This window comes from Actinoplanes sp. NPDC049265 (assembly GCF_043197135.1).
Taxonomy (GTDB): domain Bacteria; phylum Actinomycetota; class Actinomycetes; order Mycobacteriales; family Micromonosporaceae; genus Actinoplanes.
Window position 1 is genome coordinate 110,499 of sequence record NZ_JBICSP010000022.1, and the last position, 26,535, is coordinate 137,033.

A 26,535-nucleotide genomic window follows, 5' to 3' on the forward strand; every position below is an offset into this window, starting at 1 on the left:
CGGATAGCCCGGACTTGACCGGAACTAGCACGAAGTTCACCTGGGACCGGTTCCGGGACCGCCCTATACTCGGCCGATGAGCGAGTTGCCGGTCAACACGTCAACCGATCTCATGCATCTCATCGACGGCGCCGTGGCCTACGCCGGCCACTGGCGGCACGACGGCGTCGTACCCACCCACACCCACAGCTTCGTCGAGGTCGCCCTGGTCATCTCCGGCACCGGCGTCCACCACAGCCTGGCCGGCCGGCAGCCCGCCCGGGTCGGCGACGTCGTGCTGCTGCGCCCCGGCGTCTGGCACGGCTACGAGGACTGCCGCCACCTCGACATGTACAACTGCTGCTTCTCGGTCGAGCTCCTCCAGCACGAACTGTCCTGGACGCGCGAGGACCCACTGCTCGGCTATCTGCTGTGGAGCGGCCCCTACTCCGGCCAGCGCCGCGGCATCCTCGCCGCCCACCTGACCCCCGCCGACCTGGCCGAGTGCGTCGTCCACCTGGACGCGCTGGGCGCCCTGCGTACCCGCCCGATGACCTTCTTCCGCGGCGACGTCATCGGCCGCCTGTCGCTGTTCCTCAGCGCCCTGGCCCGAGCCGTGATCGTCGACGGCGGCGACGTCCTGGCCGGGGTCGTGCACGCCACCCACCCCGCCGTCGTCGAGGCCATGCGGATGATGGAGGAACGCCCCGCCCACCGCTGGACCCTGGCCGAGCTGTCCGACGCGCTCCACCTCGCCCCCGGTTACCTGGTCCGGCTGTTCAAGGCGGCCACCGGCCTGCCACCGATCGCCTACCTGGCCCGGCACCGGGTCGAGCTGGCCGCCGCCCAGCTGTTGCGCACCGACGAGCCCATCGCCCGCATCGGCGAGTCGGTCGGCTGGCCCGACCAGAACTACTTCGCCCGCCGCTTCCGCGCCCACTACGGCCTGAGCGCCACCGCCTACCGTTCCCGCTTCACCAACAACGCGGTCCGCCTCCGCACCTGGAACACCCCACCCACCCGTGGCGCCCTCCTCCCCGCCCGCTAGGCCGGAGGCGACGGTGAAGCGGGGCCGGGCCTACCGCCGCGTCAGCCGGGGAAGTCGTCGAACTCGCCCAGGGCGTACCGCAGCCGTTGGTTCAGATCGTGGATCGCCTGCCCCAGCTGTTCCTCGTCGGCCGCCTCGGGCAGCAGCGAGCCGAGTTCCAGTCGTTCGCTCAGCCGCCCGGCCAGGTGCGACGTGACCCCGCCGACCAGTAACTCACCCTCCAGGACCGCGAGCAGCCCGATCAGCGCGGCCAGGTCCTGAGCGCGGCAGAGCCGCAGAGCCAGCACGTCCCCCATACGGCCCACCCTAAATCTGTTTCGGCCCGACCGCCCGGTCGAGTTCGGCGACCAGCGCTTCGGGGGGCTCGGCCAGCCGGTACCAGTAGCGGCGGCCGATCGCCCACAGGTCGGCCACGGACGCGGCCTGGTGCAGGGTGGTCACGACGTCGGCGGGCAGGTCGGTCTCGAACGCCCGGGACGGTGTCAGCCAGTGTCGCGTACGTTTCTCGGCCAGCCGGACCATCCACAACAGATGCCGGCGGGCGTGGGCCAGGGCGTCGGCCGAGCGCAGCCGCTCGCCGCGGCGCTCGACGTGGTGGGCCAGGACCAGCCAGTTCGCGAAGCGCCCGCACAGCTGGTCGATCTCGTCCGGGGTGGACGGCCGGGCCGGCTCCGCCGGGAGCGCCTCCAGGGCGCGGCGCAGCTCGCCGGTCCGGTCCAGCACGATCATGTCGTCGACCGCGCCGCCACGGGCGGGCCAGCCGGCCACCGAGGCGATCTCGCGGGCCGGCGCGAAGTGGAACTCGCCCCGGATCAGGCCCGGGAAGAACGCCACGTGCGCGCCGAACTCATTGACGACCACGTGACTGGCCGGCCCGGTCGCGGCCAGCCAGGCCCGCGGGTTCACGTCGGCCGCGGTGAACAGCCAGAACTCGACGTCACTGTGTTCGTCGCCTTCGCCGCTGACGAACGAACCGTAGGCGAGCACGGCCCGGAGGCGGTCGTCGTCGCGGACGAGGTCGTGGACCCGGGCGATCAGCTGCTCCTGCGGGAGTGTCAGTCGAACCACCACCACAGCACTGTCGTGCCGGACGGGGTGGCCGTCCAGATCGGCAGGATCACCGCGGCCACGCCGGCCAGCGCCAGCAGGATCCGGGTGCGGCGGGGGAGACCTTTTCGGAGGTACGCGAGGAGCAGCGCGACCAGCCCCAGCAGGCCGGCGGTGTATCCGTGGTCCTCGCCGCCGGTGAGGGCGAAGATCAGCGAGGCCACCAGCCCGGCCGGCAGGGTCAGGAGCAGGGCGGCGACCAGGCCGATGGCGTACCGGTGGCGGCTGATCGCGGTCGCCACCAGGCCGGTGATGGTCACCGAGACGAGCAGGAAGACGCTGCCCAGGGCCACGGCCCAGCCGGTCAGCGAGAAGACGGCCCACAGTGGCAGCAGCGGGCCGGGGTCGCCGTTGAGCGGCCAGACGTCCTTGGGGTCGGTGGTCGTCGCGTCCGCGATCGCGTAGTAGCGCAGCGGCACGAACAGGTAGAAGGCCAGCATCGAGAACAGCAGGCCGGACATCAGGACCCGGGCGACGGTGTCGCCGACGACGGGTTCGACCTCTATCTCGTCGGGGGCGGGCCGGCGGTGGGCCGCGCGGCGCAGGCTCGGCAGGGTACGCGCGGCGCCGGCCAGGTAGCGGCGCCGGTCCGTGGCCGAGGTGAGGGCGAGCAGGTCGCCGGTCCACTCGTCGCGTTGCCGGTCGCGGAAGTCTTCCGGCAGCAGGGCCAGCATCAGCCGCAGCGCGACGCGGGTCACCACGCCAGTTCCCCGGTCGCGCCGCGGGGTGCCCGGCGGCGTTTGGCCAGGGCCGCCCGGGCGGCGGTGTCCCCGGCCGGGGTCAGTTTGTAGTAGCGGCGGCGCGGCCGACCCTCGGCGTGCACGTCGATGTCCTCGGGGCGGCTGCTCAGCCAGCCGGCGTTCTCGAAGGCGACCAGGATCGGATAGATGGTGCCCGGTTCCAAGCCGGCCTCACCGGCGAGGTCGAGCCCGTACCGTTCGCGGCCGGGGTCGTCGATCAGGGCCTGCAGGACGAGCAGGCGCGGTGTGGTCATGCGCATCGAGGGCATGCCCGTACTCTACAAAGCTATGTCCAGTTCTTCATAGGGGTGGTCAAAAGTCATAAAGCTTCAGTGGTAGCCCCGGGCGGATGCCGCCCGGGGCTACCGCCCGAGGTTGGGGGTGGGGGTCAGGGGAGGGTCCAGGCCTGGCCGTTGCCGCCGCAGGAGGCCAGCGAGACGTCGCTGTCGTTGGCCGTCACGCACTGCTTGGAGCCGTTGTTGACCAGGCTGTTGCCGGGGCCGGCACGCCACTGGCCGGCGTCGCCGGCGGCCGCGCCGCTGCCGCAGGCGCGGACCTTGATCTCGGCGCCCTCCTGGACCGCGCAGGATCCGCTGACCCGGAGCGTGCCGTCCTTGGCCAGCGTGTACTTCTGCGACGACGTGTTGTTGCAGTCCCGGGCGACCAGTTCGTCGCCGAACAGGATGATCCCGGCGTCGATGTCGAGGCAGTTGCCCGAGGCGGCGACGACCGGGCCGGTGCGGTCCGCGGCCGGCGGTGGCGCCAGGGTGGCCGGCGGCGGGGCCGGCTGCTGCTGTCCGTTGCCCTGGTTGTTGCCCTGGCCGTTGCCGGCCGGCGGGAGCGGGAAGTTCGGCACGGTGGTGCCGTTCTGGGTGCCCGGCTGAGTGGTGGTGCCGTTGGCCGCCCGGGTGCCGGTGGTGGCCGGGGCCGCGGCGCCCTTCGACGGGCCGGCCGAGGGTGCGCCGCCCGGGGCGGAACCCTGCGGGGAACCGGGGGCGGTGGCGGTCGGCGCGGCCGAGTTCCGGTCGGCGGCGGTCGGCGTCTCCTCCTCGTGCGCCGGCCACAACGCGATCATCGTGACCGCGACCGCGATGACCAGGGCCAGCCCGGAGCCGATGAGCCAGACCATCTGCCGGCGGTCCGACTCGGGGTGCACATGCGACACCGGCGGCTCGCGGTCGCTGTCGCCGGGCATCGTCATCGGCGTCGGATCGGGGACGAAGACCGGGCCGGTGTGCTCGGCGTCGTCCTGGTAGGGGCGGTCCGGGTAGTCCTCGGCCGGGAAAGCGTCGGCCGGCTGCCCGTCGGCGGGGTAACCCTCGACGGGGTAGCTCTCGACGGGGTAGCTCTCGGCCGGGTAACCGTCGGCGGGGTAATCGCCGGCCGGGTAGCTCTCGAAGGAGGCGGTGTCGTAGGCGTTCGGGTCGTGCATCTCCGGTGGCGCCTCGGGCAGCGTGTACCCCGCCGCCTCACCGAAGTCCTGATCTGGCGGAATATAGGGCCTGACCAGCACATTCTCGGTCTGGTCGGAACGGTTCGAGTAGTCCTCGTAACCACTCTCGTCGCGCACTGTTACCACCGTCCCGGCCGTTGGACCTACCGGGCGGCAAAAATACCTGGATCAAGGGAGATAGTCACGTTTCAATCAGACGACGCACGTAACCTGCCTGGTCGGGCAAAAACCGATGTCAGGGCAGCCATGGTTCCAGGCCGCCGCCGCGAGGCGGATCGGTTACCGCGGGTGACGGCGGGCGGGGTTTGCGGACCACGTTCAGGACCGGACCCGGGAGCACTCCGGGTGCGCCCGGCCGGATCGCCCGTAGGGGTGAAATGTCCGAAAAGTTGGAAATGAGAATGACGGCGTACGTGTAGCCCTCCGGCCCGCCGGCCGAAGAACCGGAGGTGGCGGGGCCGGGATACACCGGAAAACCAAGATCTACACGCCTTTCAGTCGTGAGGCCGTACGCCTCATGTTCTCGGGCTTCGGTAGCGTCGGCCTCACCATGCGTGAGCACATCCCCCAGCCCGTACGACAAGTGTTGTCCCCCCTGCGCCGCGGCGGCTTCCGGCTGATGCGCCAAGGCATGCGCGCCGCGACCCGGCACGTCGGCGTGGTCGCCGACTACGACTACCTGTTCGTGCTCACCTATGGCCGGTCGGGTTCGACACTGCTGGCCGGCCTGCTCAACGCCATTCCCGGTTACCGCGTCCGCGGCGAGAACTACAGCGCCCTCTATCGGATCTACCAGGCCGACGCGGCGATCGCCAAGGCCCGGGAGAGCTTCTCCGGCGCCGATCATCTCAGCCCATTGAGCCCGTGGTATGGAACCCCGCGGGTCCGCGAGAACCGGTTCCGTTCCGGCCTGCTCAACACCTTTGTGAGCAACATTCTGCGCCCCGAACCGGGCGACCGGGTGCTCGGGTTCAAAGAGATCCGCTACGCCCCGTCGCACATCCCCGACCTGGACGAATACCTGGCCTGGCTGCACCGGGTGTTCCCGGCCGTCAAGATCGTGATCAACCATCGGGACCCGGCCGCGGTGGCCCGCAGCGGCTGGTGGCCGGACCAGCGTGACGCCGAGCGGACCATCCGGACCGCCGACGAGCGGCTCTGGCGGATCCCGGCCGACGGGCGGCACCACCACTTCGTCTACGACGACATCGACGACGGCCTGGCCAACGTGCGCGAACTCTTCACGTTCCTGGGCGAGCCGATGGACGAGCCCTCCGTACGCCAGGTATTGGGAACGAAGCACAGCGCCTACCCGGCCCGGGAAGGCAAATGATTACCACCCGATTGCCTGAATGTCATGTGTCGGTCGCACGCGGGTAGGGGCGCGCAGGGCACCGTGTAACCCGTGATCGCGTTCGTGGGGATGGGACTGGCCGCCTGCACGGGGGTGCTGCTCGCCGCCATGGAGAGCCCCCACGTCCGGAGCGGCACCCGCCTGCACAAACTCAGCCTGGTGGTGCTGATCGTGTCGGGCGCCACGCTGGCCGCCGCGGGCGCCGACGCGATCTGGTAGTTCCGCTCACCAGTGGTAGGCCCGGGCGGCATCGCGCACGCGAATACCGCCCAGGCCTACCACTGATTTCAGCACCGCAGGCGGGCGGCGGCCCAGTCGGCGTGGTCGTGCGCGTTGCCGTCGCCGGCGTCGTTCACCTGGAGTTCAAGCGTCTGCCCGCCGGTCACGTCGACGTCGATGGGCACGGCCGGGCCGTCGCCGGTGAGCCGGGCGGTCTGGGTCAGCTGCCGCCCGTCCAGCCACACCGACGCCACCACCGTGCCGTCGCTGCCGGTCTCGTCGTCCAGGCCGGCGTCGGCCTTGAACCGTGTGCAGCTCCCGCCCAGCGGCACCCGCACCACCGAGGCCGCGTGCACCCCCAGACCCTTCTGGTACGCCCTCCCGGCGATCGACAGCGTCTGACCGTCACCGGCGCCGGCCTCGCCGTTGGACATGTCCTTCTCGGCCGGGCCCCAGCCGTTGCTGACCGCCTCGTACGGCTTGTCGCTGAGCCAGGCGTACCCGGGCGGCAGCGGCGTCCGCACGGTCGCCGACGCGGTGGTGGTCGTGCTGAAGCCGCTCGGTGTCGTGCTGACCACGGTGGCGGTCAGCGTGTGGTCGCCCGCGTCGGTGCCGGCCGGCGCGGTGACCTGGAACGACGCGGTGCCCGAGCCGTCCCGGGTCACCACCGGCGGCGTGACCGTCCAGCCGTCCGGGGCGGCCAGGGTGACCTTGACCGAGGTGAGGCCCTCGGCGCAGCGAGCCGTCACGGTCACTGTCACGGCGGCCGGGGTGCCCGGGGTGACAGTGTCGGGGGCGTGCAGGCCGACGTCGGGCGGGCAGGGCGCGGGCACGTCCGAGTCGGGCACGCCGCCCCGAGCCGCCTCGGCCCGGGTCAGCGGGCGCAGGACCAGCTCCTGGGCGTACGGGCGGGTGGCCGGCAGGCGGTAGGGCGGGAGCACCGAGTTCGGCGTCTCGCCCATGCCGGTCTCGCCGGCCAGGGCCTGCAGGGTGACCCAGCCGTGGTTCTTGACCAGGGGCAGCTGGTGGTCGTACTCGGCCCGGGCGAGCTCGTCGTACTGCGACACGCTGACGTCGTTCAGGCCCCCGACCAGCAGGCCGTCGCGGCCGTCGGTGAGCGCGGCCCAGCGCGCGTCGGTGTGGTTGCCGTAGGCCTGCGGCCGCGAGTACCGCACGTACTCGTCGGCGACCGTGCTGCGGTAGACACCCATCGGCGCCGCCGACTTGCGGTCGTTGTAGTTCTCGAACGGGCCGCGGCCGTAGTAGGCGAACTTCTGCATCGCGTCCGGAAGCTTCAGGGCAAGCCCGACCCTGGGCAGGTACGGCAGAGCCGACGTGCCCGATCCCGACGGCGTGACGTTCTGCCGCAGCGTGACCGTCCCGTTCCGGTCGACGGCGTAGCGCAGTGTCTGGTCGAACGCGATGGTCCGGCCCTGGTACCGCTCGGCCACCTCGACGACCGCGGCGTCCGCCTCGGCCGAGGTGCGCACCGAGGTGACAGTGCGGGTCATCGCGTCCAGGCCGATGTCGTGCCAGACCCCGCCGTCGTTGACGTTCCAGTCGTAGGTCTCGTTGCTGGTCGGCGGCCGGTAGACCGACAGCAGCGGCCCGCCGCGCAGCAGTTCGCGGCCACCGGCGCGCATCGAGGCGAGCGTGCCGCCCTCGAACCGGTACCGGAAGCCGGCACCGCTGACCGTGACCGTCCCACCGCCGCTGGTCAGCTTGGGCGTCCCGCGTACCGGGGCCGGGAGAACGCCCGGAACCGCCCGGCCGCCGGCCGCGAACTGGCCCTGACCCAGCAGCCACCCGGCCGGGGCCCACGCGGTCGCCCTGGTGCTCAGCGCCTCGACGGTCAGGAACCGCTCGCGGTCGGCCGGGTTGGCCGGCGCCGGATCCACCGTGACGTCCCTGCTCTCCTTCGGCCCGATGGTCACCTCCGACGACCCGGACCGCAGCGTGCGTTCCTGTTCGGTGAGCTTCCACCGGGCCCGTACCGGTAGCGCGCCGGCCTGCTGCTCGTTGGTCAGCCGGACGACGGTGGGGGAGACCTGGGTGACCCGGATCGGCGACTGCGCCCAGGACATCTCCCGCACCTCGGGCTGCAGGTAGCGGTCGGAGCCGACCAGCCCGTCGGTGCCGGAGAGGCTGATGCCGAGGCTGAGGAAGTCGCCGTGCCGCCGGACCGACTCGAACCCGAGGTCCAGGACCGGTTCGGCCGACGTGCCGTAGACCCGGGCGTAGTCGACCTGGCCGTGTCCGGTGCGCTTGCTCCACAGGTCGTTGTCGAGCTGGGTCTCGGCGTTGTGGCCGATCTGCACCTCGTACAGACCGGGGTCGATCTTGCCGGTCTTCGGGGTGGTCGCGACCACGGTGCCGTCGATGACCAGGCTCAACCTCGATCCGTCGTACGAGCCGGCGACCGTGTGCCAGGTGTCGTACCAGTTGGCCGGCACGGTCGCCGCCGCTGTCGTCCAGCCGCCGATGTCGGCGCCGAACTCGAGGGTGTTCTGATCGCGCATCTGCAGGGCGTACCCGAGGCCCTTGGTCAGGATCGGGAAGCTGCCGCTCCACGCCCCCGGCTTGATCCGCGTCTCCAGGCGGACCTGGTCGGTCAGGTCGAGGCTGGGCGCGCGGAACGTGTCGACGAAGTCGTCCAGGCCGGACAGGTCGACCACGCCGTCCTTGACCGTGGGCTTGCCGACCAGGAAGGCGGTGTCGGAGACCATGTAGAGCGGCTGGCGCAGGTTCTGCTCGGCCCAGTCCCAGATGAAACCGCCCTGCATGGACGGATAGCGGCGGGACAGGTCCCAGAAGTCGTCGAAGTTGCCGAGGCTGTTGCCCATGGCGTGCGCGTACTCGCCCATCACGATCGGCTTGGCGCTGCTCAGCGTGCGGGCCTCGAGCCGGGCCGGGGTCGGGTAGCGCGGGCCGTCCACGTCGGCGTAGGGCGCGTCGCCGTCCGGGCTGTTCGACTGGTGGTAGAGCAGGCGGGTCGGCTCGTGGGCGTCGGCCCAGGCGGCCATCGCGAAGTGCGCGGCGCCCAGCCCGGCCTCGTTGCCGGTGTCCCAGAAGATCACGCTCGGATGGTTCTTGTCCCGCTCGACCATGCCGCGGAACCGGTCGGCGAACGCGGCCTGCCACTCCGGCTTGTCGGCCAGGCAGACGCTCGGACAGCTCTCGTGGTTGTGGGTCTCGATGTCGACCTCGTCGTCGATGTACAGACCGTACTTGTCGGCCAGGCGGTAGAGGTACGGGTCGCTCGGGTAGTGCGAGGTGCGGATCGCGTTCACGTGCAGCCGCTTGAGCAGGAAGACGTCCTGCTTCATGAACTCGTGGGTGGCCGCCCGGCCGGTGTCCGGGTTGGTCTCGGCCCGGTTCACGCCCTTGATCTGTATCCGCTTCCCGTTGACCTTGATCTGCTTGTCCTCGACCTTGAGATCGCGGAAGCCGACCGTCTGCGACGTGGTGTGCACGACCCTGCCGTTGCTGGTCAGCTGCAGGATCAGCGTGTAGAGGTTGGGTTCCTCGGCACTCCAGCGCCGGGCCCCGGGCACGGTCAGGCCGAGCGTGTCGCCGGCCGCGGTCGCCACCACCCGGCCCTTGTCGTCGAGGAGCTTGCCGGTGACCTGTCCCTCGCCCGTTTTCGAGACGCGAGCGGTGACCGTGTCGCCCGCGGTCGTCACGTAGGTGTCCCGCAGGTGCGAGGCCTCGGTGCGGTAGAGCCACACGTCGCGGAAGATGCCGCTGTAGCGCCACTGGTCGACGTCCTCGAGGTAGGCGCCCGAGCCCCAGCGGTGCACCTGGACCGACAGCGTGTTGGTGCCGGCGTGCAGGTGGTCGGTGATGTCGTATTCGGCCGGGGTGTAGCCGCCCTGGTCGTACCCGACGTAGTCGCCGTTGATCCAGACCAGGTAGTTGCTGGTCACGCCCTCGAAGCGGAGGAAGGTCCGCTTGTCGCGCCACTCGGCCGGCACGGTGAAGGTCTTCACGTAGGCGCCGGTCGGGTTGACGTCGCGTGGCACCCGCGGCGGGTCGTCCGGGACGATCTCGGACGGGATGTTCCGGAAGATCGGGTGGTCGATGAAGTCCGACTGCCAGGTGTGCGGAACCTGGGCCGTCGGCCAGTTCCCGGCCTGGTCGGCGAAGTTGTCCGGCACGTCGGTGGGCTTGTCGAAGATCTTCAGCCGCCACGAGCCGTCCAGCGACCGCACGTACGGGTTGGGCGCCGTCCGCTCGGTCACGTCCGCCGCCGCCGACTGCTCGTCCGGGTACGGTCGCAGGTCGGCGTGCGGCTCGACCTGCCCTTCCTGAGTGAGCTGTGGATTGTCCAGATAACTGTAGATATCCAGAGCCTGGGACTGCGGCGCACCGATGAAGGTCGTCAGCAACAGTCCGACGGCGGCAAGGCGCACGGTAACCTCCCCGTAACAGATAGACAATGGACGATGCTTCTGCCTTACGGGCGGCGCGTCAAGACTCGGTCGAGGTAGCAGTTGTACCGGGGGATGCGACGATGGCGATCATGACCCTGGAACGCACGGTCCGGCTCCGCTTCGGCCACCTCTCCCGCGCCAACGCCACCCACACCAACCTCTCGGCCGTGCGCTCCGACGGCCCGGTGCTGTGGATCGCCGGGGACGAGACCGCCACCCTGGAACGCCTGGTGGCCGACGACCCCGCCGCGCCCGCCGAATACGCCGAGGACGCCAGCTTCCGGCTGGCCGACTTCGTCGCCCTGCCCGGCGAGGACGCCGACGAGGAGGCCGACATCGAGGGCGTCGCCCGGGATGGGCACTTCCTGTGGGCGGTCGGGTCGCACAGCCTGCGGCGCAAGCAGATCAAGGCCAGGCACGAGGGGGACAAGGCGCTGCGCCGGCTCGGCCGGGTCGTCGGCCAGGACAACCGGCAGATCCTGGTACGCCTGCCCGTGGCCGACGTCGACGGCCTGCCCACGCCGGTTCGGTCCCTGGACGCCGACGGGACGACGCTGGTGCCCGCCGCGCTGGCGCCGCGGGACAACCTGCGCGCCCTGCTCGCCGACGACGAGCACCTGGCCCTGTTCCTGCCCATCCCCGGCAAGGACAACGGGCTCGACATCGAGGGCATCGCCGTCCAGGGCGAGCGGGTCTACCTGGGACTACGCGGGCCCGTGCTGCGCGGCTGGGCGTTCGTGCTGGAGCTGCGGCCGTACGTGGACCCCGACTCGCCGGAGCGGCTCCGGCTGCGCGACTTCCCCGACGGGCGGGCGTACCGCAAACACGTCCTTGATCTGGACGGGCTGGGCGTGCGCGACCTGTGCCCCGCCGGCGAGGACCTGCTGGTGCTGGCCGGGCCGACGATGGACCTGGACGGGCCGGTGCGGATCTACCGCTGGCACGGGGCGATGACCGTGGAACAGCCGTCGGTGGTGCGCGACGAGGTGATCACCCGCGAGGTCGAGCTGACCTACGGCGAGGGCGACGACCACGCCGAGGGCTTGGGCGTGATCGGCCCGCCGGAGAGCAAACAGGCCCTGATCGTGTACGACAGCCCCGCCGTGGCCCGCTTCCACGGCGACGACATCGTGCTCGCCGACGTCGTCAGCCTGCCCTGATGGACACCGGTGCCGTGGTCACGGCGCAGACGGTCGCCGAGTCGCTCGGGCTGGCCGCCGACGAGGCGATCGTCCTGCAGAACTCGAACAAGCTCACCCTGCGCCTGCTGCCCAGCGACGTCGTGGCCCGGGTGGCACCGTCCGCGCATCAGAACGTGCGGTTCGAGGTCGACCTGGCCCAGCGGCTGGCCGGTGGCCCGGTGGCGGCCCTCGACCCGCGGGTGGAACCGCGCGTCCACTCGCGCGACGATCTCAGGATCACGTTCTGGACGTTCTACGAGGGCTCCGCCGAGATCTCACCGGCCGACTACGCCTCCGCGCTCGCCCGGCTGCACGCCCGGATGCGCGAGGTCGACCTGCCGACACCGCATTTCACCGATCGCGTCACCGAGGCCGAGGAACTCGCCGCGGACCGCGACCGCACCCCGGACCTGGCCGACGACGACCGGGAGGTGCTCGCCCGCACCCTGCGCACCCACCGGCGGTCGATCCTGGAACGCGGTGCCCCCGAGCAACTGCTGCACGGCGAGCCGCACCCCGGGAACCTGGTCGCCGGGCCCCGGTTCATCGACCTGGAGACCTGCTGCCGGGGACCGGTCGAGTACGACCTGGCCCACGCGCCCGAGGAGGTTGCCGCCCACTATCCCGGCCTCGACCACGACTTGCTCCGCGACTGCCGGCTCCTGGTGCTGGCGACCATCACCATGTGGCGCTGGGACCGCGACGACCAGCTGCCGGGCGGCCGCGCGCTGGCCGCCGAGTGGCTCGACCAGATCCGGCGCCGGAGCTCATGAACGAAACCGTGCGGGAGGCCTGCGCCCACCCGGCCGAGGCCCCGCAGGTGACCGCCCGCCTCGGCGGCGTCGTCGTCGTCCAGGTCAAGCCGTTCGCTCGCGCTTGTCTTCGATCACCTCTCGGATGCCGCGGTCACTTCTCGGATGCCGCGGTCACCTCTCGGATGCCGCGGTCGACACGCTCCGGCCCGCGCCCCTTTGCTCTGAGCAGACATATGCATCACCTCGCGGCCCGGGCGTGTCCTTTCTCTGAGGCGCGCCCGCCGCGCGCCCGATTCGGGAACACATGTGCGACACGCCACCTGGCCGGGTGATGCATATCTGTGCTCAGAGCAAAGGCGGCGGAGAGGAGGTCGGGCACCGGTGCGCATCAGGGGGTGGGGCTGCCTGGTCTGGCACGCCCGGAGCGGGTCCGCCTGCCGTTGACCAGCCGCGGTCGGGCGGCTCAGGCGACGACGATGCCCATCCGCGGACACCGCCCGGGGCTACCACCCGAGGTCGGCGGCCCGGGCCCCAGCCAGGGCCGAGACCCGCTACGGTCGTCGGGACGGCCAGGCCGGCGACCGGGTGGACCGGCCTCGCGGTGGGCGCGGTGATCCTCGGCGGGATGGCCAGCGGATCAGCGAGGAACGCCTGCGTATCGCGCGCGAACCGCACGACGTCGTCGCGCATCACCTGACGGTGGCCAACGCACAAGCCGGGACGGCCGGACACCTCCTGGCCAAACGTCCTGTTCAGGCCTGATGGACATCCGGATGCCTGTTCTCGACCGGCTGGCGGCAACGGGGCAGATCTGTTCCGCACCGGAGAACGACGGCACCCGCGTGCTGGTTCTGACCACCTTCGAGACCGACGAGCACGTCGCCCGCGCGCTGCAGGCCGGAGCGAGTGGGTTCCTTGGCAAGGACGTCACCCCGGAGCGACTGCTGGACGGCATCCGCACGGTCATGGCCGGGGACTCGCTGCTGTCGCCGGCCGCCACCCGTGCGCTGATCGACCGCTTCCTGTTCCACTACCCGGGCCGGTTCCCCGTCGTTACATGAATACGGCGTCCTTGACGACTTCCATGTAGAAGCGGGAGCTGCGAATCAGGTCCTGTTCACTGTCGACAACCAGGACAATGACGCCGCGCTCGGCCTTTCCGTCCTGGTCGAAGAAGTGCCACTCGCCCCACACCTCGTCGTTCACCACCACCGAGTGCACGATCTCGGCCTGGACCGTCGGCCGCTGTTCATACCTCATCACCTGGTTGATCCGCACGTTCTCGCGGCCACTGAACGTCAGGTTGGGATGCGCGGGCCATTCGCAGACGTAGTCCTCGACAAAACAGGCGGCAACGCCGTCCGGATCGCGGGCGTTGATGGCGGCGAGCAGTCGATCGACAACTGGAGAACTCATAGGGGGAATTCTAGGACCGGTGAAATGCGACAGAAGGGGGCCACGGCTCTTATTCCCTTGAATTAATGCCCGGTTGTACCATCGTCGGCCTGAGTCCACTCAGGTCCTCTTTTGGTGCGCGCGAAAGGGCGAAATGTCATCCCCAGTGACCGGGGAAGCCGAGGAGTACGCGTTCACCCGTACCGTCGCCGGCCAGTTGCGTGACCACGACGACCGCGCCGAATTCCTCGCCGGCCTCGACCTCGCCGGGATCATCCGATCGGGTGACCAGGACGACTGAGAGCGGTACGCGTGCGTACCACTGGACGTGGGGACCGTGGATAGCGTCGCCCCATGGAGATGCTGACCATCGGGGAACGGATCCGGCACCGGCGGCTGATGCGGGGCTGGAGCATACGACACGCCGCGAGCCGGGCCGGGGTCTCGCACGCCACCTGGAGCCGCATCGAGCGGGGGCGTCAGGCGGCGGACAACCGGTTCGTGCTCGCGGACATCGCCACGGCGCTGGAATGCTCGCCGACCGAGCTGGCCGGCATGCTGGTGCCGGTCGGTGACCGGACCGCGCTGGCCGCGCACGCCGGCGTCCACGCCATCCACCAGGCGCTGGTCGAGACCGATCTGGACGAGCCGGCCGAGCGTCCGGCGCCACCCGCGATGGAGCTGAGCCGCACGGTCGACCTGGTCGAGCAGCTGCGGGGCGCCTGCGACTACGCGGGGGCGGCCCGGGTCCTGCCCGATCTGGTGCGCGACCTGCACGCGCTGGCCCGGGACCCGGCGCAGCGGCAGCCGGCGCTGCGAATGCTGTGCCACGCGACGTTCATCGCATCGGGAGTGGTGCGCAATCTGGGGCATCCGGCCGAGGCGTGGCTGGCCGCCGAGCGGTGCGTGGAGGCCGCGGTGGGTGCGGAGGATCCGGTTCTGCTGGGGTACGCCGCATACGCGCGCGCCAATGCCGCGTTGTCGTGCGACGCGTTCCAGCGCGGACTCACCCTGGCCGGCCGGGCGGTGGACGAGCTGCGCCCCCACCTCGGTGCCCCGGGCGCCCTCGAGGTCACCGGCACTTTGCAGCTGATCTGTGCGTACGCCAGCCGCGGTCTGAAACGGGTCGACGAGAGCCGCGGGTGGGCGGCCGAGGCGGGCGCGGTGGCCGACCGGACCGGGGAGAGCTCGGCCATGCACATCTTCTTCGGACCGACCAATGTGGGCATCTGGCGGATCGGCATGGAGGCCGACGGGGGCGAGCCCGACGTCGCGGTCACCATCGCCGGGCGGACCAACCCGGGGATTCTGCCGTACGGATGCCGGCAGGTCTTCTACTACGCCGACGCGGGCCGGGCCCTGGCCGCGATGAAAGGCCGCGACCGCGAGGCGATCCGCTATCTGCTGACCGCGGAACGCATCGCCCCGCAGCACGTGCACACGTCGGCGATGGCGCAGGAGACCGTGCGGTCGCTGCTGGAACGGGCCCGGCGTGCGGCCGGCGGCGCCGAACTGCGCGGCCTGTGCGAACGGATGCAGGTCGCCGTCTAGCCGATGATCACGGTCTGGAGCTCGGTGAACGCCTCCATCGGGTGGGCGCCGCCGACCCGGCCGAGCCCGCTGTCCGACCCCGCCCGTCCGCCGAACGGCAGGTGCGACTCCCAGTAGTTGGTCGACTCGTTGATGTTCACCCAGCCGGTGCGGACCGCGTCGGCGAAGGCCAGGCCGGTGTTCAGATCGGCGGTGTAGACGGCGGCCAAAAGCCCGTATCGGGAGGCGTTGGTCAGCTCGATCGCCTCGTCGAGCGAGCCGATGCCGACGATCGGCGCGATCGGCCCGAAGGTCTCCTCGGTGGCGACCAGAGATTCGGCGGGTACGCCGGACAGCACCGTCGCCGGCCAGTACAGGCCGGTGGGGAAGCCGGTGGCCCGCGCGCCGCCGGTCAGCACCTCGGCGCCCCGCCGGACCGCGTCGGCCACATGCTCGTCCATCTTGGCCGCCACGGCGTCGTTGTTCAGCGGTCCCATCGTGGTCGCGTCGTCCCGCGGGTCGCCCAGCCGGATGCGCCCGGTCACCGCCTCGGCCAGCCGGGCCGCGAAGTCGTCGCGGACCGACTCGTGCACCAGCAGGCGTTCCCCCGCCGTACAACTCTGCCCCGCGCAGAGGAAGCACGCGGCCAGCGCGCCCTCCACCGCCCGGTCGAGGTCGGCGTCGGCCAGCACCACCACGGGCCCGTTGCCGCCCATCTCCAGCAGCGTCGCCTTGCCCGCGGCGGCCTGGGCGACGAGCCGGCCGGTCGCGGTCGACCCGATGAACGCGACCGCGTCGGTGCCCGGGTGGGCGGCGATCTCGTTGCCGACCACCGCGCCCGGCCCGGTGACCAGGTTGAGCACGCCCGGCGGCAGGTCGGCCTCGGCCACGCACTCGGCCAGCGCGCCGGCCGAGATCGACGTGGTCGGCGCGGGCGTCCAGACCACGGTGTTCCCCGACGCCAGCGCCGGTGCGATCAGTTCCGCGGGCATCGTGTACGGCCAGTTCCACGGCGTGATCACCCCGACGACCCCGCGCGGCCGCCGCACCAGCAGCGCCCGTTTGCCGGTGGCGGCCGAGTTGGGCAGCAGCCCGCCGAACCGTTTGCCGTCCTCGGCCGCCATCCGCCAGTAGACGACCAGTTCGTCCACTTCGTCGTACGCCTCGGCCCGGAGCGGTTTCCCCTGATCCAGCGTGAGCGTCCGGGCCAGATCGTCGCGCCGGCTCTCGACGACGTCGGCGACCCGGTGCAGCAGAGCGGCCCGCTCGAACGCCGAGATCCGCGCCCACCCCGGTGCCGCCTTCCGCGCCGCCGCGATCGCCCGCCGCGCGTCCTCCCGGTCCCCGTCCGGCACCGTACCGAGTTCCCCGCCCGTGGCCGGGCTGACCGCGACCGTGGTGCCCCCCGACGCCGCGTCCACCCAGGCCCCATCCACCAACATCCGCATGCGCCCAAGTTACTGAAGTGATCGACGACTTCGCGAAGGCCTGCCTTCATGACGCGCTGCGGTTCGTGCCTGACGCGACCATCCGATCGTGGCCGGGCTCGGCGGCCTGACCGAACGCGGCCTCCTCTGGGCGGCCAACCTCAAGTGGTGGCCCCGGGCGGTATCCGAGCACCCTGACCTACCACTGTCAGACCGGGACCCCGACTCAGACCGGGACCACGACTCAGACCGGGACCACGACTTAGGGCGGGACCACGACGTGGACGGCGGGGGTGGTCAGGTGACGAGGTCGAGGTCGAGCCAGCCGGCGAGGTCGGCCAGCTCGGACCGGACGGCGGCGGCGGTCCTGCGGGGGAACGGCGCGTCCTCGTGGATCGCGTCGACGCGGAGGATGCCCTGGGTCCGGTCGGCGGTGCAGTCGATCTTTCCGATCAGGCGGTCGCCGTGCAGGATCGGCAGGGCCCAGTATCCCCACCGGCGTTTGGCCGCGGGTTTGTACATCTCCAGCTGGTAGTCGTACTCGAAGATCTCGGTCATCCGCTTGCGGTCGAAGACGAGACGGTCGAGGGGGGACAGCAGCGCCGTCCGGCCCTCGAAGGAACGCCCGAGGTACGCCGGGTCGACGCGCCACTGGCCGCGTACCCCCTCGATCGTCGCCGGCTCGCCCACCTCGCCGACGTGGTTGGGCTCGCCGGGCACCGCCGTGGTGCGGGCACGGGCGACGCCGAGCGCGTGCAGCCGCCGCTCGGCGCGAATCCGCGACGCGTCCTCAGCCGGCACCGGCGGATCGTCGGGGTAGACGCGTCCGGCCAGGTCCCACAGCCGGTCGCGGCCGCGGCGCCCGGCCACCGCCACCTCGCCGCGGGCGGCCATCTGGTCGAGCAGGCGGATCACGTTGCGGTCGTTGTTCCAGCCCGAGGAGCGCCACGGGACGATGGTCAGGTCGGGGAACGCGCGGGCGGTCAGCGGGTTCTCGTCGTACAGGCGCTCGAGGATGTGGCGGCGGCACTCGTCGTTGGCGCGTACCCAGTCCTCCAGCGCGGCCTGCCACTCGCTGATCTCACCGCGGCCGGGCCAGTCGGCCATGTCGGCGCGGTAGAGCGCGATGTCCCCGGCCGGGCGGATCATCATGTCCAGTTCGACCAGCGAGCCGTCGGCCAGGGCACGAGCGAGATCTTCGGGGGTGTACGCGGACCCGAGGCGGCTCCACAGCACCAGGTCGGCGCTGGGCGCGACGGCGGCCGTCTGGTCGTACTGCAGGCAGGTGAGGTGCTGGATCACCGCCATCGGATCTGGTGGCTGGGTGTGATCGAGCAGTTGCGCGGAGATCGCGACCTGTCTCGCCTCGGCCCGAGTGAGCTGGTGAACGGCCATCTTGGCAGGCTAGCCAACTACGCTCAGTTGATGTTGATCCTCGCCTGATACGAGTGATCGGCTGAAATGGTTCACCTTGCCTCGGCATTTGCACGAATGACTTCGATCTTTCGACGCGCGCGCACCGGACGGGATTTACCACGTTGATCAGGAGTATGGTCCGCGACGGCGTGCCGGACGATATCGGAGGGGAATCGGAATGAGCATGCCCCTGCACCCGAGCGAGGCAACCCGGCTCGGTGACTACGAGTTGTTGGGGCGGTTGGGTCGCGGCGGGATGGGCACGGTCTACCTGGGCCGGGCACCGGACGGCCGGACGGTCGCCATCAAGGTGATCCGGGCCGAGCTGAGCGACGACGAGATGCGTCGCCGGTTCCGTAGCGAGGTCAACCGCCTGCGTCAGGTGCCGTCGTTCTCCACCGCGGCGGTGCTGGACGCCGACGTCGACCACGACCCGGCGTACCTGGTCGTGGAGTACGTGGACGGCCCCAGCCTGGCCAGCGTGGTCCGCGAGCGTGGCCCGCTGTCGCCCGAGCAGTTGCGCGGCGTGGCCATCGGGATCACCACGGCGCTGTGCGCGATCCACGGCGCCGGGGTCATCCACCGCGACCTCAAACCGGAGAACGTGCTGCTCCCGGTGGGTGGCGTCAAGGTCATCGACTTCGGCATCGCCCGCACCCTGGACGCGACCAGCCTGCACACGCGTACCGACCAGATGGTGGGCACCGTCTCCTACATGGCGCCGGAACGGTTCGCCTCGGACGGCAGCACGACAGTCACCCCGGCCGCGGACATCTTCGCCTGGGGCGTGATGGTCGCCTACGCTGCCACCGGGCGTACGCCGTTCGGCGCCGACTCGCCGCCGGCCACCGCGATGCGCATCCTGACCCAGCCGCCGAACCTGTCCGGGCTCACCCAGCCGATCCGTGGCCTGGTCGAACGGGCCCTGGCCAAGGAACCGGCCCAGCGGCCGACGGCCCGGCAGCTGCTGGACGCGCTGCTCTCCGACGAGAAGCAGGCGCTCTCCGAGGAGACGCAGCTGCTCGCTGTCTACCCGTTCGCGCCGGCCGGTGACTATCCGGTCGCACCGCCGCCGGGGGCGTGGCCGAGCCCTCCGCGCGTACCCCGCTCGGTCGAACGTCTCGCCGCACGCACCTCGCGCCGCCGCAAACGCAACGCCTTCGCCGCGGCCGGCGGCGCGGTCGCCCTCACCGCGGCCGCCATTCTCGGCCTGGCCGTCAACCCCGACTCGGGGCAGGCCGGAACGCCGCGCACCAACACGGCCGTCGAACGCGGCGGCGTCGCGGCCGCGGCCTCCGGTTCACCGCGCACCAACGCCGCCCCGGCACCGGTGGCCCGCAAGACGACGCCGCAGGCGATGCTCGAGTTGCTGGCCCAGATGTTCCCCGACCGCAAGCTGCTGCGCGCGTCGACCGCGCCGGCGGACGAGAAGCGGCTGTTCGTGCAGGTGTTGATGTCCGGCGACCAGGGCCTGGGCCGGATGGCGGTCGAGATCAGCCGGGACAAGAACCCCGATTCCGAGGTACGCACGACCGGCCCGCGAATCACCGTCCAGCGGCCGGCCGGCAACTGCATCCAGAACGTGATCGTGGTGGCCGACTGGGACGACGGCACCCACGTCGAGGTGACGGTGTCCACCTGCCTTCCGTGGAACGGCAGCGCGAACCCGGAGTCGCCGCCGCCGCTGACCGTGCCCGAGGCGAAGAAGGTGGCCTCCGACCCGCGGTGGGGCGTCACAATGGATGGCGACCTGGTCACCGCCGGCGCCAAACACTTCCCGGACCTGATCACGCTGGATTGAGCGGGTAATGCGGTAGGCGCGGCGTGATCCGATGCGTACGGTGGGCGCATGTCGCTCGAAGCCGCCCGTGCCGCCGACGTGCTCGCCGCACTGTCCAGCCCGATCCGCCTGAGCGCGTTGGCCGAGCTGACCCGGCGCGGTCGCGAGGGCGCCACGATCGCCGAGCTGGCCTACGCCCTGGAGGCCTCGGTCCCGCAGGCCGGTGACGCCTGCGCCCGGCTGGTCGCGCTCGGTCTGGCCACCGGTTCCGGCAACGGCCTCTACCGCGCCCGCCCCGAGGGCCTGCGCGAGGCGGCGGCCGCCGTCGACCGCCTGCAACCGATCGCCCCGCTGCTCGACGACTACCCCCAGCTGCGCGGCTACTTCGCGCACGGCCGGCTGACCTCGCTGCCGCCGACCCTGAGCGAGCGGTACACGCAGGTGGGCGAGCTGCTGGCGCGGTTCCTGGCGCTGGACGGCCTCTACACCGAGGACGAGATCAACCAGCGGCTGGCCGCGGTCGCCGACGACGTGGCCGGCGTGCGCCGGATGATGGTCGACACCGGCTGGCTGGAACGCGACCGGGCCGGCAGCACGTACGGCTCCGGGCGCCGCCCGACACCGGCCGCCGCCGGCTGACGCGGCCACCGGCATGGCCTCCCCGGTCCGGTCCCTCGCCGACTTCGTCTCGATCTATGTCGAGCGGCTGAAGGCGAAGGACATCGACGGCCTCGGTGATCTGTATGCCCCCGGGGCCGTCCTGTCCAGCGCCCGCGGCCAGGACGACGCGTTCTGGGCCGTGGGCCGGGACGCGATCAAGGACTACCTGGCCGTCGCGCTGCGGGCGTACACCGTCATCGAGGAGACGCCGCCGACGGAGGACTTCGACGTCTGGGACGGCGTCCTGGCGTGGCGGCGCGGCGTCTTCACCTGTGTCTTCGCCGACGGCGCGGGAACGCCGGACAGACTCAGCGTCGAGGCCGTCGAGGTGCTGATGCTGAGCCCGGCCGAGGGCTGGCAATATGTCGCCGACCTGTCCCGCGCCCAACCGGTCACCAGGCCGTCAACGGGTCCCGTCTGAGCAGCTCGACCAGGTTGTAGTCGGACTTGCTGCCGAAGGCCAGCCCCTGGGCCCAGTGGCGCTCGTCCTCGGTCAGCTCACCGAGGATCGCCTCCATCGTGGCCACCGGGTCGGCCCGCAGCGCGATCCGGAACTGCGGCTCCTCGATGAACCGCCGGCGGATCTCGTCGTAGGACGCCAGTCGATCTTCCCTACCGGACACGGCTCCTCCTCAGCGTCGCAGCGGTCAATTCCACCAGATTCATAAGGCTGCCGGTACCCTCGGCCGAGCCGCCCAGCTCGGCCACCCCCAACTGGGCCCGGCGCAGATGCAGCTGGATCACGACGCCCACCTCCGCGATCGCCGTGGCCAGTTCGTCCGACACCAGCCGCCGGCGGGCCGCGGGGCCGTCCGCGGCGGCGTGCATGAGGTCGATCAGCCGTCGGCGCCCGGCCGGATCCAGCACCTGCAGGGCCAGCGCGGGCGCCAGTGTCGCCGTGCCGTTGCGCAGGTCGGTCGTCTCGTCCCCGGCCAGCTCGGTCAGGTCGTTCAGGTGCTGGCGGGCCACACCCAGCTCGTGGCCGAACGTCCGCGCCGCCTCCACCACCGGCTCCCGGGCGTGTGCGGCGACCGCGGCCATGGCGGCGAACCCGGCCAGCATGGCTCCGCTGCGAGCGCTGATCGCCGTACCGACGGTGTCCGGTGTGGTCGCCTCGGTCAGCGGCTGTTCCGACCGCAGCTGCCCCTCGCCGACGTCCAGGATCATGGTGCGGTAGAGCACACGCATCCGGTCGGCGACCGCCGGGGCGGCACCGTCGGCGACCACCTGAGCCGCCAGCTGGAGCAGCGCCTGGGCGCCGACCACGACCTCGCCGGGGCGCCGTCCGCCCCAGAACGCGGGCTCGGCACCGTCCATCCGGTCGTCGAGAACGTCCAGGGCCAGGTATGTCGCGGCCGCGGCGGCGAGCAGGCCGGGCGGGGCCGGACCGGGGCCGAGAGCGGCGAAGACCCCGTCCGGTACGGCCGTCGCCGCGACCGTTCCGGCGGGTCGTTCCCGCAGCACCAGGTCGAAATGGCCGACGGCCTCGTCCAGCAGGGCCCGCAGCGGGCCGGGGGGCCGGGCGACGGCGGCACGCAGCGCGGCGACCGCGTCGAGGGCCCGGCCGGCCGGTTCGGCGCCGGTCACGAGGCCAGCACCTGGGCGACAACCATCGGCAGGTCCTCCAGCGGGGTGGTGAGCACCCGGGGATCGGCGCGTACGGCTCCGGGATCGGGGACGGCGGCGCGGTACAACCCGGCCAGCTCGGCCTCGACCAGCCGGCGTACGTGGTGGCCGGCGGCGCGACCGTGGCGCAGACCGAGCTCGAACAGCACCGCCGCGTCGGCCCGCCGGTCGGTCGCGGCCAGCAGCGCGGCGTATCCGAGGACGACCCACGGGTACTCGCCGCGGCTGCCGCACTGTTCGGCCGTGGCCAGCGCGGCGTCGAGGTGGCGGCGGGCGCTCGCGTGGTCACCCTCGATGACGTCGAGCCGGGCCAGCCCGGCCAGGGTCTGCGGCGCCCCGGGGCCGAGTTCCCGAGCCGACCACAGTGCGACCGCGCGGTCGAACCACATCCGGGCCCGCCCGAGTTCCCCGTCGGAGAGATCGAGGTCGCCCAGGCGGGCGTGCGGGGCCGCGGACAGCCAGTTGAGGCCGCCGCGCCGCATGCCGTCGACGCACTCGACGTAGTGGCCACGAGCGGCGGCGAAATCACCGGCGGCGGTGGCCACGTCGCCCGCGTTGCCCAGGGCGTAGGCGAGGGCCTGCTGGTCACCGGCGGCGCGGGCCAGGGCGACGGCCTGCTCGGACCGGCCGGTCGCGGTCGCGTGGTCGTCCTCGCACGCGTCCAGCATCGCCCGCAGGGCGAGCAGCCGGGCCCGCTCCAGCGGGTCGGTCGGCTTCGTGTCCAGGCCGGCGTCGAGCCGCCGGCGCGCCCCCTCCGCGTCGCCGACGTAGAAGTCGAACAGGGACAGGACATGGACCGCGACTCCGACGACCGGCGACGGCCGGTCACCGGCCTGCGCGAGCAGTGCCGCCAGCCAGCGCCGGCCCTCCGTGATCCGGGCCGTCCACCAGTAGAGCATCAGCAGAACGGCCAGCTGGAGGGCGCCGTCGACCGCCTCGGGGTGGTCGAGGCCGGCCTGGAGCATGCGGCGGATGTCGGCCAGGTCGGGTTCGGTCACCAGCGCCCGGGGCTCGGTCATCGAGGCTTGAGCGCGGCCCACGACGGCCAGATCCAGGGTTTTGTCCGCCGCCTCCGCGTCCGGCGGCCGCGGGAGCGTACGACCGAAGGCCCGGACCAGCGGGATCTGGGTGATCCGGGTGGCACCGGCCAGATCGATCACCGTCGTCGCGAAACCCGCCTCGACCAACTCTGCGACCGCCCGGGGAAACGCGGTGGGCCGCCCCCACCAGGTCATCAGATCGTCGAACCGGCAGCCGTTGGGGCGGTGCGACACCACGGAGAACAGGTCGACCGCGTCCGGGCCGAGGCGGGCCAGCCCGAGTTCGAAGCAGGCCCGCATCGACCGGTGCCGGTCGACCAGCCGGCGCGGGTCGACGAGCGCGTCGATCGGGTCGGCCAGCGCGCCCAGCAGCGCTTCGGGCCGGAGGTGCTGCAGCTGGCCGGCCGCCAGCTCGAGCGCAAGCGGAATGCCGCCCAGCAGCCCGGCGATCCGCTCGATCCCCGCGTCGGCGTCGAGCCGCAGGCCACGCCGGGCGGCCGCGGCGACCAGCAGAGCCGCCGCCGGGGACGGCCGGTCGGCGCCGGCGCCGCTGTGCGCGAGCGGGCGCAACCGGACCACCCGTTCCCCGTCGATGCCGAGTTCGGTCTGCGACGTCAGCAACCACGTCACCGACGGGCACCGGCCGGACAGTTCGCGGATCGCCGGCGCGGCGTCGCCGATCTGCTCCAGATTGTCCAGGACGACGACGCACCGGGCGTCACCGAGCTGGATGGCCACCGCGGAGACCGGGTCGTCGCGGTCGGGCACGCCGAAGGACCCGGAAAGGTGCAGCAGGAGTTCGGCCGCGGTGGTGAACGAGCTCAGATCGATGAACCCCCGGCACGGTGTCGCGGCGAGCTGGGCCGCCTCCACGGCACAACGCGTCTTGCCCAGGCCACCCGGCCCGCAGACCGTGATGACGGCCGGTCCCTCGTCCAGCCGGGCCGCGATCCGCGGCACCAGGCCGTCCGGGTCGACGAGTTCACCCGCCCACCGGGGCAGCGACAGGGCGATCGGCGGACCGGCCGATTTGCGCGCACCCCGGCCGGACGGTCCGGCCGAGCGGGCCCGGACCGGGCGTTCCGGCCCGGTCAGCCGGCGGTAGGCGCCCTCCACGTCGTCGTGCTGGAGCATGCGGCGCTGCAGCTCGCGGAGTTCGGGGCCGGGACCCACGCCGACCCGTTCGTCCAGTTCATGCCGCGCCTCGGTGATCGCGTCCAGGGCCGCGACCGGATTCCCGCTCAGATAGAGGGCCCCGGCCAGGTGCAGCCAGAGGCGCTCGTTGGTCGGCTCGTCCACCAGCTGGGCGCGGACGGTACTGATCGTGTCGGCGCCGACCCCGAGACGGATCCGGGTGGCCGCGTGTTCGACCCGGGTGCCGCTGCGGAGCCCGAGCAACCATTCCCGGTACGGCGCCAGGCCGTCGAGCTCGCACCCGGCGAACGGATCTCCACGCCACAGGGCCAGCGCCTGGTCCAGCTCGCGCAACCGTCGCGCGTCGTCGTCGCCGGCCCGGGCGTGGGTGATCATCGACTCGAACCGGATCGCGTCGACCTGGTCGGGGGCCAGCCGGAGGACGTAACCGGCCGGGCCCGCGTACGTCAGCTCGACCCCGTGCGCGGCGACCAGGGCCCGGACCCGCTTGACGTACCCCTGCAGGGTCTTCCCGGCCGTCCGGGGCGGATCTCGCGGCCACAGCACGCTGATCAGGCTGTGGCCGGAGACGGCGCTCCCGGCGTTGAGCGCCAGCACGGACAGCACCCCGATCTCCATCGACCGGGTCAGCGGATCGGTCGTACCACCGCCGCGGATCCGCACCGGGCCGAGTACGTCGACGCTGACGACCATGGTCAGCCGCCGTCGCGGGGCGCGTCCCGGCCGCCCGGCCGGACGGTCCCACCGGCGTCCCTCCGTCGTCCCACCACGGCGTCATCTTATGAGAACCGGCAGGCACACACGTCCGCCTCCTGGCCAGAAAGAGGAGACCAATGTCCACACCGTCCTATGACCTCGGTCCGCGTGAAGTCGCCGAGGCCGGCACCGAAGGCGGACCCGCTTTCCTGCTGTCCCGTCCCGAGTGGATCGCCATTCAGAAGTACTCCGCCGACGCCTCGGTGCTGCCGTACAACGAGGACACCTTCCGCACCTCCCTCGGCGCCGGCGCGCCGGCCGACCTGTCCGACTTCGCGGACCTGATCCGGGCCTACGGGGCCATTCGCGACCACGTGGCCGACTGGACCAACGTGATCTTCCCGGCCACCGTCGATCTGGCCGCCGACATCGTGCAGTACGGCGACACGAAGGCGCCCGTCTTCTACGGGGCGATCCTGCGGGAGGCCGACATCCTGGAGCGGGACCCCGGCAACGAGCGGGCGAAGGCCGCGCTCAAGGCGATCCTGGACAACCTGAAGGCCGACGCGGAGCGCAAGGCGGACAAGGCCGGCAGCGTGGCCGGGAAGATCGCCCAATTCGCGCGGAACACCCAGGCCGATCAGCAGACGCTGAGCGGCGCCGACGGCAAGAGTGGGCTGGTCCGCTACTACACCGACAAACACGGCGCTACCAGCGACGAAGTTTTCCATCTGTTCAGGGACTTCGTCGACCAGAAGCAGATCCTGGAGGACGCCAACAAGGAGTACAACCACGACGTCGTCATCGCCGCGACCACCGTGACGTACGCGTGGGTGGGCCTGCCCGGCCTGATCGCCGCGGCCGTGGTCGCCGGCGTGTACGGCAAGCGGGCCACCGACGCGCTGGCCCGGGCCCGCGCCGCCGACCAGGAGGTCAAGAACCTGGAGGCCAAGCTGGCCGCCGACTTCAAGCTGGTGGTCGCCCTCAACACGGCCGAGTTCACCATGAACGCCATCGCCCGCGAGGTGGCCGCGGCCCTCCCGGTGATCCAGAAGATCCAGGGGGTCTGGGGAGGCATCGCCGCCGACCTCGGAAAGATCTCCAGGATGATCGACGACGACATCCGCGACGTGCCGCCGATCATCATGAACCTCGGCGTCGACGAGGCGACCCGCCAGTGGCACAAGGCGGCCCTGAACGCCGACGCGTACCGTGTGAACGCCTACGTGACGCAGCTGCCCGGTCAGACCGCGTGGCTGGTCGCCGACCAGTTCTCGTCCGTCCGTCCGGCCGCCTGAGGAACACTTCCCGGCACGGATCGACCCCGGCCGCACCGCTCGTCGGTCGCATCCGCTCGTCGGTCGCATCCGCTCGTCGGTCGCACCCGCTCGTCGGTCGCACCGTTGCGGTTCATCGTGAGCATCCGGGGACGAGGCCATCGGGTCGTGGGGGGGGGGGGGGGGGGGGGGGGGGCCCCCCGCCCCCCCCCCCCCGCGCCCGCCGGCGCCCCCCCCCCCCCCCCCCCCCCCCCCCCCCCCCGA

General features: G+C 71.8%; 25 protein-coding genes. 13 read left to right on the forward strand and 12 right to left on the reverse strand.

The window, feature by feature from the left end; genetic code table 11:
• The first annotated feature begins 76 nt into the window (after positions 1–76).
• Positions 77–1,027: an AraC family transcriptional regulator gene (locus tag ACGFIO_RS36920; RefSeq protein WP_392834049.1), complete on the forward strand. Its 951-nt coding sequence runs from the start codon at positions 77–79 to the stop codon at positions 1,025–1,027.
• A gap of 41 nt (positions 1,028–1,068) precedes the next feature.
• Here the strand turns inward: ACGFIO_RS36920 and ACGFIO_RS36925 are convergent, their stop codons facing one another.
• From ACGFIO_RS36925 to ACGFIO_RS36945, 5 genes are all read right to left on the reverse strand, one after another.
• Positions 1,069–1,323 (reverse strand): hypothetical protein, encoded by a 255-nt coding sequence (locus tag ACGFIO_RS36925; RefSeq protein WP_392834051.1) that lies wholly within the window; start codon positions 1,321–1,323, stop codon positions 1,069–1,071.
• Between the two features lie 10 nt (positions 1,324–1,333).
• Positions 1,334–2,098 carry a hypothetical protein gene (locus tag ACGFIO_RS36930; RefSeq protein ID WP_392834053.1) on the reverse strand — a complete coding sequence of 255 codons (765 nt, stop codon included), beginning with the start codon at positions 2,096–2,098 and terminating at the stop codon, positions 1,334–1,336.
• Positions 2,083–2,835 (reverse strand): hypothetical protein, encoded by a 753-nt coding sequence (locus ACGFIO_RS36935; RefSeq protein WP_392834055.1) that lies wholly within the window; start codon positions 2,833–2,835, stop codon positions 2,083–2,085. The genes ACGFIO_RS36930 and ACGFIO_RS36935 overlap by 16 nt, the downstream gene beginning before the upstream one ends.
• A complete protein-coding gene (locus ACGFIO_RS36940) occupies positions 2,829–3,143 on the reverse strand; it encodes a PadR family transcriptional regulator (RefSeq protein ID WP_392834057.1) in 315 nt (104 codons plus the stop codon). The genes ACGFIO_RS36935 and ACGFIO_RS36940 overlap by 7 nt, the downstream gene beginning before the upstream one ends.
• Before the next feature lie 119 nt (positions 3,144–3,262).
• The gene (locus ACGFIO_RS36945; protein WP_392834060.1) at positions 3,263–4,444 is read right to left on the reverse strand and encodes a ricin-type beta-trefoil lectin domain protein; all 1,182 of its coding nucleotides are present in this window, start codon (positions 4,442–4,444) and stop codon (positions 3,263–3,265) included.
• Between the two features lie 433 nt (positions 4,445–4,877).
• Between ACGFIO_RS36945 and ACGFIO_RS36950 the strand changes: the two genes are divergently transcribed.
• Positions 4,878–5,660 (forward strand): sulfotransferase, encoded by a 783-nt coding sequence (locus tag ACGFIO_RS36950; protein ID WP_392834062.1) that lies wholly within the window; start codon positions 4,878–4,880, stop codon positions 5,658–5,660.
• Between the two features lie 72 nt (positions 5,661–5,732).
• Entirely contained in the window at positions 5,733–5,900 is a 168-nt protein-coding gene (locus ACGFIO_RS36955) for a hypothetical protein (RefSeq protein WP_392834063.1), read from the forward strand.
• A gap of 68 nt (positions 5,901–5,968) precedes the next feature.
• On the opposite strand, the gene ACGFIO_RS36960 is transcribed toward ACGFIO_RS36955, so the two are convergent.
• Entirely contained in the window at positions 5,969–10,312 is a 4,344-nt protein-coding gene (locus tag ACGFIO_RS36960) for a glycoside hydrolase family 2 TIM barrel-domain containing protein (RefSeq protein WP_392834065.1), read from the reverse strand.
• 101 nt (positions 10,313–10,413) lie between these two features.
• Here ACGFIO_RS36960 and ACGFIO_RS36965 point away from each other — a divergent pair, with 101 nt between their 5' ends.
• The 4 genes from ACGFIO_RS36965 to ACGFIO_RS36980 all read left to right on the forward strand — a co-directional run bounded on the left by ACGFIO_RS36965 (position 10,414) and on the right by ACGFIO_RS36980 (position 13,330).
• Positions 10,414–11,493: a DUF3616 domain-containing protein gene (locus ACGFIO_RS36965; protein ID WP_392834066.1), complete on the forward strand. Its 1,080-nt coding sequence runs from the start codon at positions 10,414–10,416 to the stop codon at positions 11,491–11,493.
• Positions 11,493–12,287, forward strand: a complete 795-nt coding sequence (locus ACGFIO_RS36970) for a phosphotransferase (RefSeq protein ID WP_392834068.1) — start codon at positions 11,493–11,495, stop codon at positions 12,285–12,287. The genes ACGFIO_RS36965 and ACGFIO_RS36970 overlap by 1 nt, the downstream gene beginning before the upstream one ends.
• A 567-nt stretch (positions 12,288–12,854) precedes the next feature.
• On the forward strand, positions 12,855–13,031 hold the full coding sequence (locus ACGFIO_RS36975; RefSeq protein WP_392834071.1) for a histidine kinase dimerization/phosphoacceptor domain-containing protein: 177 nt from the start codon (positions 12,855–12,857) through the stop codon (positions 13,029–13,031).
• Positions 13,031–13,330, forward strand: a complete 300-nt coding sequence (locus tag ACGFIO_RS36980) for a response regulator transcription factor (RefSeq protein ID WP_392834072.1) — start codon at positions 13,031–13,033, stop codon at positions 13,328–13,330. The genes ACGFIO_RS36975 and ACGFIO_RS36980 overlap by 1 nt, the downstream gene beginning before the upstream one ends.
• Here ACGFIO_RS36980 and ACGFIO_RS36985 read toward each other — a convergent pair.
• A complete protein-coding gene (locus tag ACGFIO_RS36985) occupies positions 13,323–13,685 on the reverse strand; it encodes a nuclear transport factor 2 family protein (RefSeq protein WP_392834075.1) in 363 nt (120 codons plus the stop codon). The two genes, ACGFIO_RS36980 and ACGFIO_RS36985, sit on opposite strands and share 8 nt — an antisense overlap.
• Positions 13,686–13,830: 145 nt before the next feature.
• Here ACGFIO_RS36985 and ACGFIO_RS36990 point away from each other — a divergent pair, with 145 nt between their 5' ends.
• Both ACGFIO_RS36990 and ACGFIO_RS36995 read left to right on the forward strand, forming a co-directional pair.
• Entirely contained in the window at positions 13,831–13,965 is a 135-nt protein-coding gene (locus ACGFIO_RS36990; RefSeq protein ID WP_392834076.1) for a hypothetical protein, read from the forward strand.
• A gap of 53 nt (positions 13,966–14,018) precedes the next feature.
• A complete protein-coding gene (locus ACGFIO_RS36995) occupies positions 14,019–15,215 on the forward strand; it encodes a helix-turn-helix domain-containing protein (RefSeq protein WP_392834078.1) in 1,197 nt (398 codons plus the stop codon).
• On the opposite strand, the gene ACGFIO_RS37000 is transcribed toward ACGFIO_RS36995, so the two are convergent.
• Both ACGFIO_RS37000 and ACGFIO_RS37005 read right to left on the reverse strand, forming a co-directional pair.
• The gene (locus ACGFIO_RS37000; RefSeq protein ID WP_392834080.1) at positions 15,212–16,642 is read right to left on the reverse strand and encodes an aldehyde dehydrogenase family protein; all 1,431 of its coding nucleotides are present in this window, start codon (positions 16,640–16,642) and stop codon (positions 15,212–15,214) included. The genes ACGFIO_RS36995 and ACGFIO_RS37000 overlap by 4 nt on opposite strands.
• Positions 16,643–16,918: 276 nt before the next feature.
• Positions 16,919–18,016: a DNA glycosylase AlkZ-like family protein gene (locus ACGFIO_RS37005; RefSeq protein WP_392834082.1), complete on the reverse strand. Its 1,098-nt coding sequence runs from the start codon at positions 18,014–18,016 to the stop codon at positions 16,919–16,921.
• A 199-nt stretch (positions 18,017–18,215) separates the two neighbouring features.
• Between ACGFIO_RS37005 and ACGFIO_RS37010 the strand changes: the two genes are divergently transcribed.
• Genes ACGFIO_RS37010 through ACGFIO_RS37020 form a run of 3 tightly spaced genes read left to right on the forward strand, consistent with a single transcriptional unit; the run spans position 18,216 to position 20,898 of the window.
• Positions 18,216–19,838: a serine/threonine-protein kinase gene (locus ACGFIO_RS37010; RefSeq protein WP_392834085.1), complete on the forward strand. Its 1,623-nt coding sequence runs from the start codon at positions 18,216–18,218 to the stop codon at positions 19,836–19,838.
• Between the two features lie 48 nt (positions 19,839–19,886).
• On the forward strand, positions 19,887–20,456 hold the full coding sequence (locus ACGFIO_RS37015) for a DUF2087 domain-containing protein (RefSeq protein WP_392834087.1): 570 nt from the start codon (positions 19,887–19,889) through the stop codon (positions 20,454–20,456).
• Between the two features lie 13 nt (positions 20,457–20,469).
• A complete protein-coding gene (locus ACGFIO_RS37020) occupies positions 20,470–20,898 on the forward strand; it encodes a YybH family protein (protein ID WP_392834089.1) in 429 nt (142 codons plus the stop codon).
• On the opposite strand, the gene ACGFIO_RS37025 is transcribed toward ACGFIO_RS37020, so the two are convergent.
• The 3 genes from ACGFIO_RS37025 to ACGFIO_RS37035 are packed head-to-tail and all read right to left on the reverse strand — an operon-like array spanning position 20,870 to position 24,991.
• The gene (locus tag ACGFIO_RS37025; RefSeq protein ID WP_392834091.1) at positions 20,870–21,100 is read right to left on the reverse strand and encodes a hypothetical protein; all 231 of its coding nucleotides are present in this window, start codon (positions 21,098–21,100) and stop codon (positions 20,870–20,872) included. The two genes, ACGFIO_RS37020 and ACGFIO_RS37025, sit on opposite strands and share 29 nt — an antisense overlap.
• A complete protein-coding gene (locus tag ACGFIO_RS37030; RefSeq protein WP_392834093.1) occupies positions 21,090–22,064 on the reverse strand; it encodes a hypothetical protein in 975 nt (324 codons plus the stop codon). Before ACGFIO_RS37030 ends, ACGFIO_RS37025 begins: the two co-directional genes overlap by 11 nt.
• Positions 22,061–24,991, reverse strand: coding sequence for a BTAD domain-containing putative transcriptional regulator (locus ACGFIO_RS37035; RefSeq protein ID WP_392834095.1), 2,931 nt, complete (start codon positions 24,989–24,991; stop codon positions 22,061–22,063). Before ACGFIO_RS37035 ends, ACGFIO_RS37030 begins: the two co-directional genes overlap by 4 nt.
• Positions 24,992–25,131: 140 nt before the next feature.
• Here ACGFIO_RS37035 and ACGFIO_RS37040 point away from each other — a divergent pair, with 140 nt between their 5' ends.
• The gene (locus ACGFIO_RS37040) at positions 25,132–26,292 is read left to right on the forward strand and encodes an alpha-xenorhabdolysin family binary toxin subunit A (RefSeq protein ID WP_392834097.1); all 1,161 of its coding nucleotides are present in this window, start codon (positions 25,132–25,134) and stop codon (positions 26,290–26,292) included.
• Positions 26,293–26,535 lie beyond the last annotated feature (243 nt).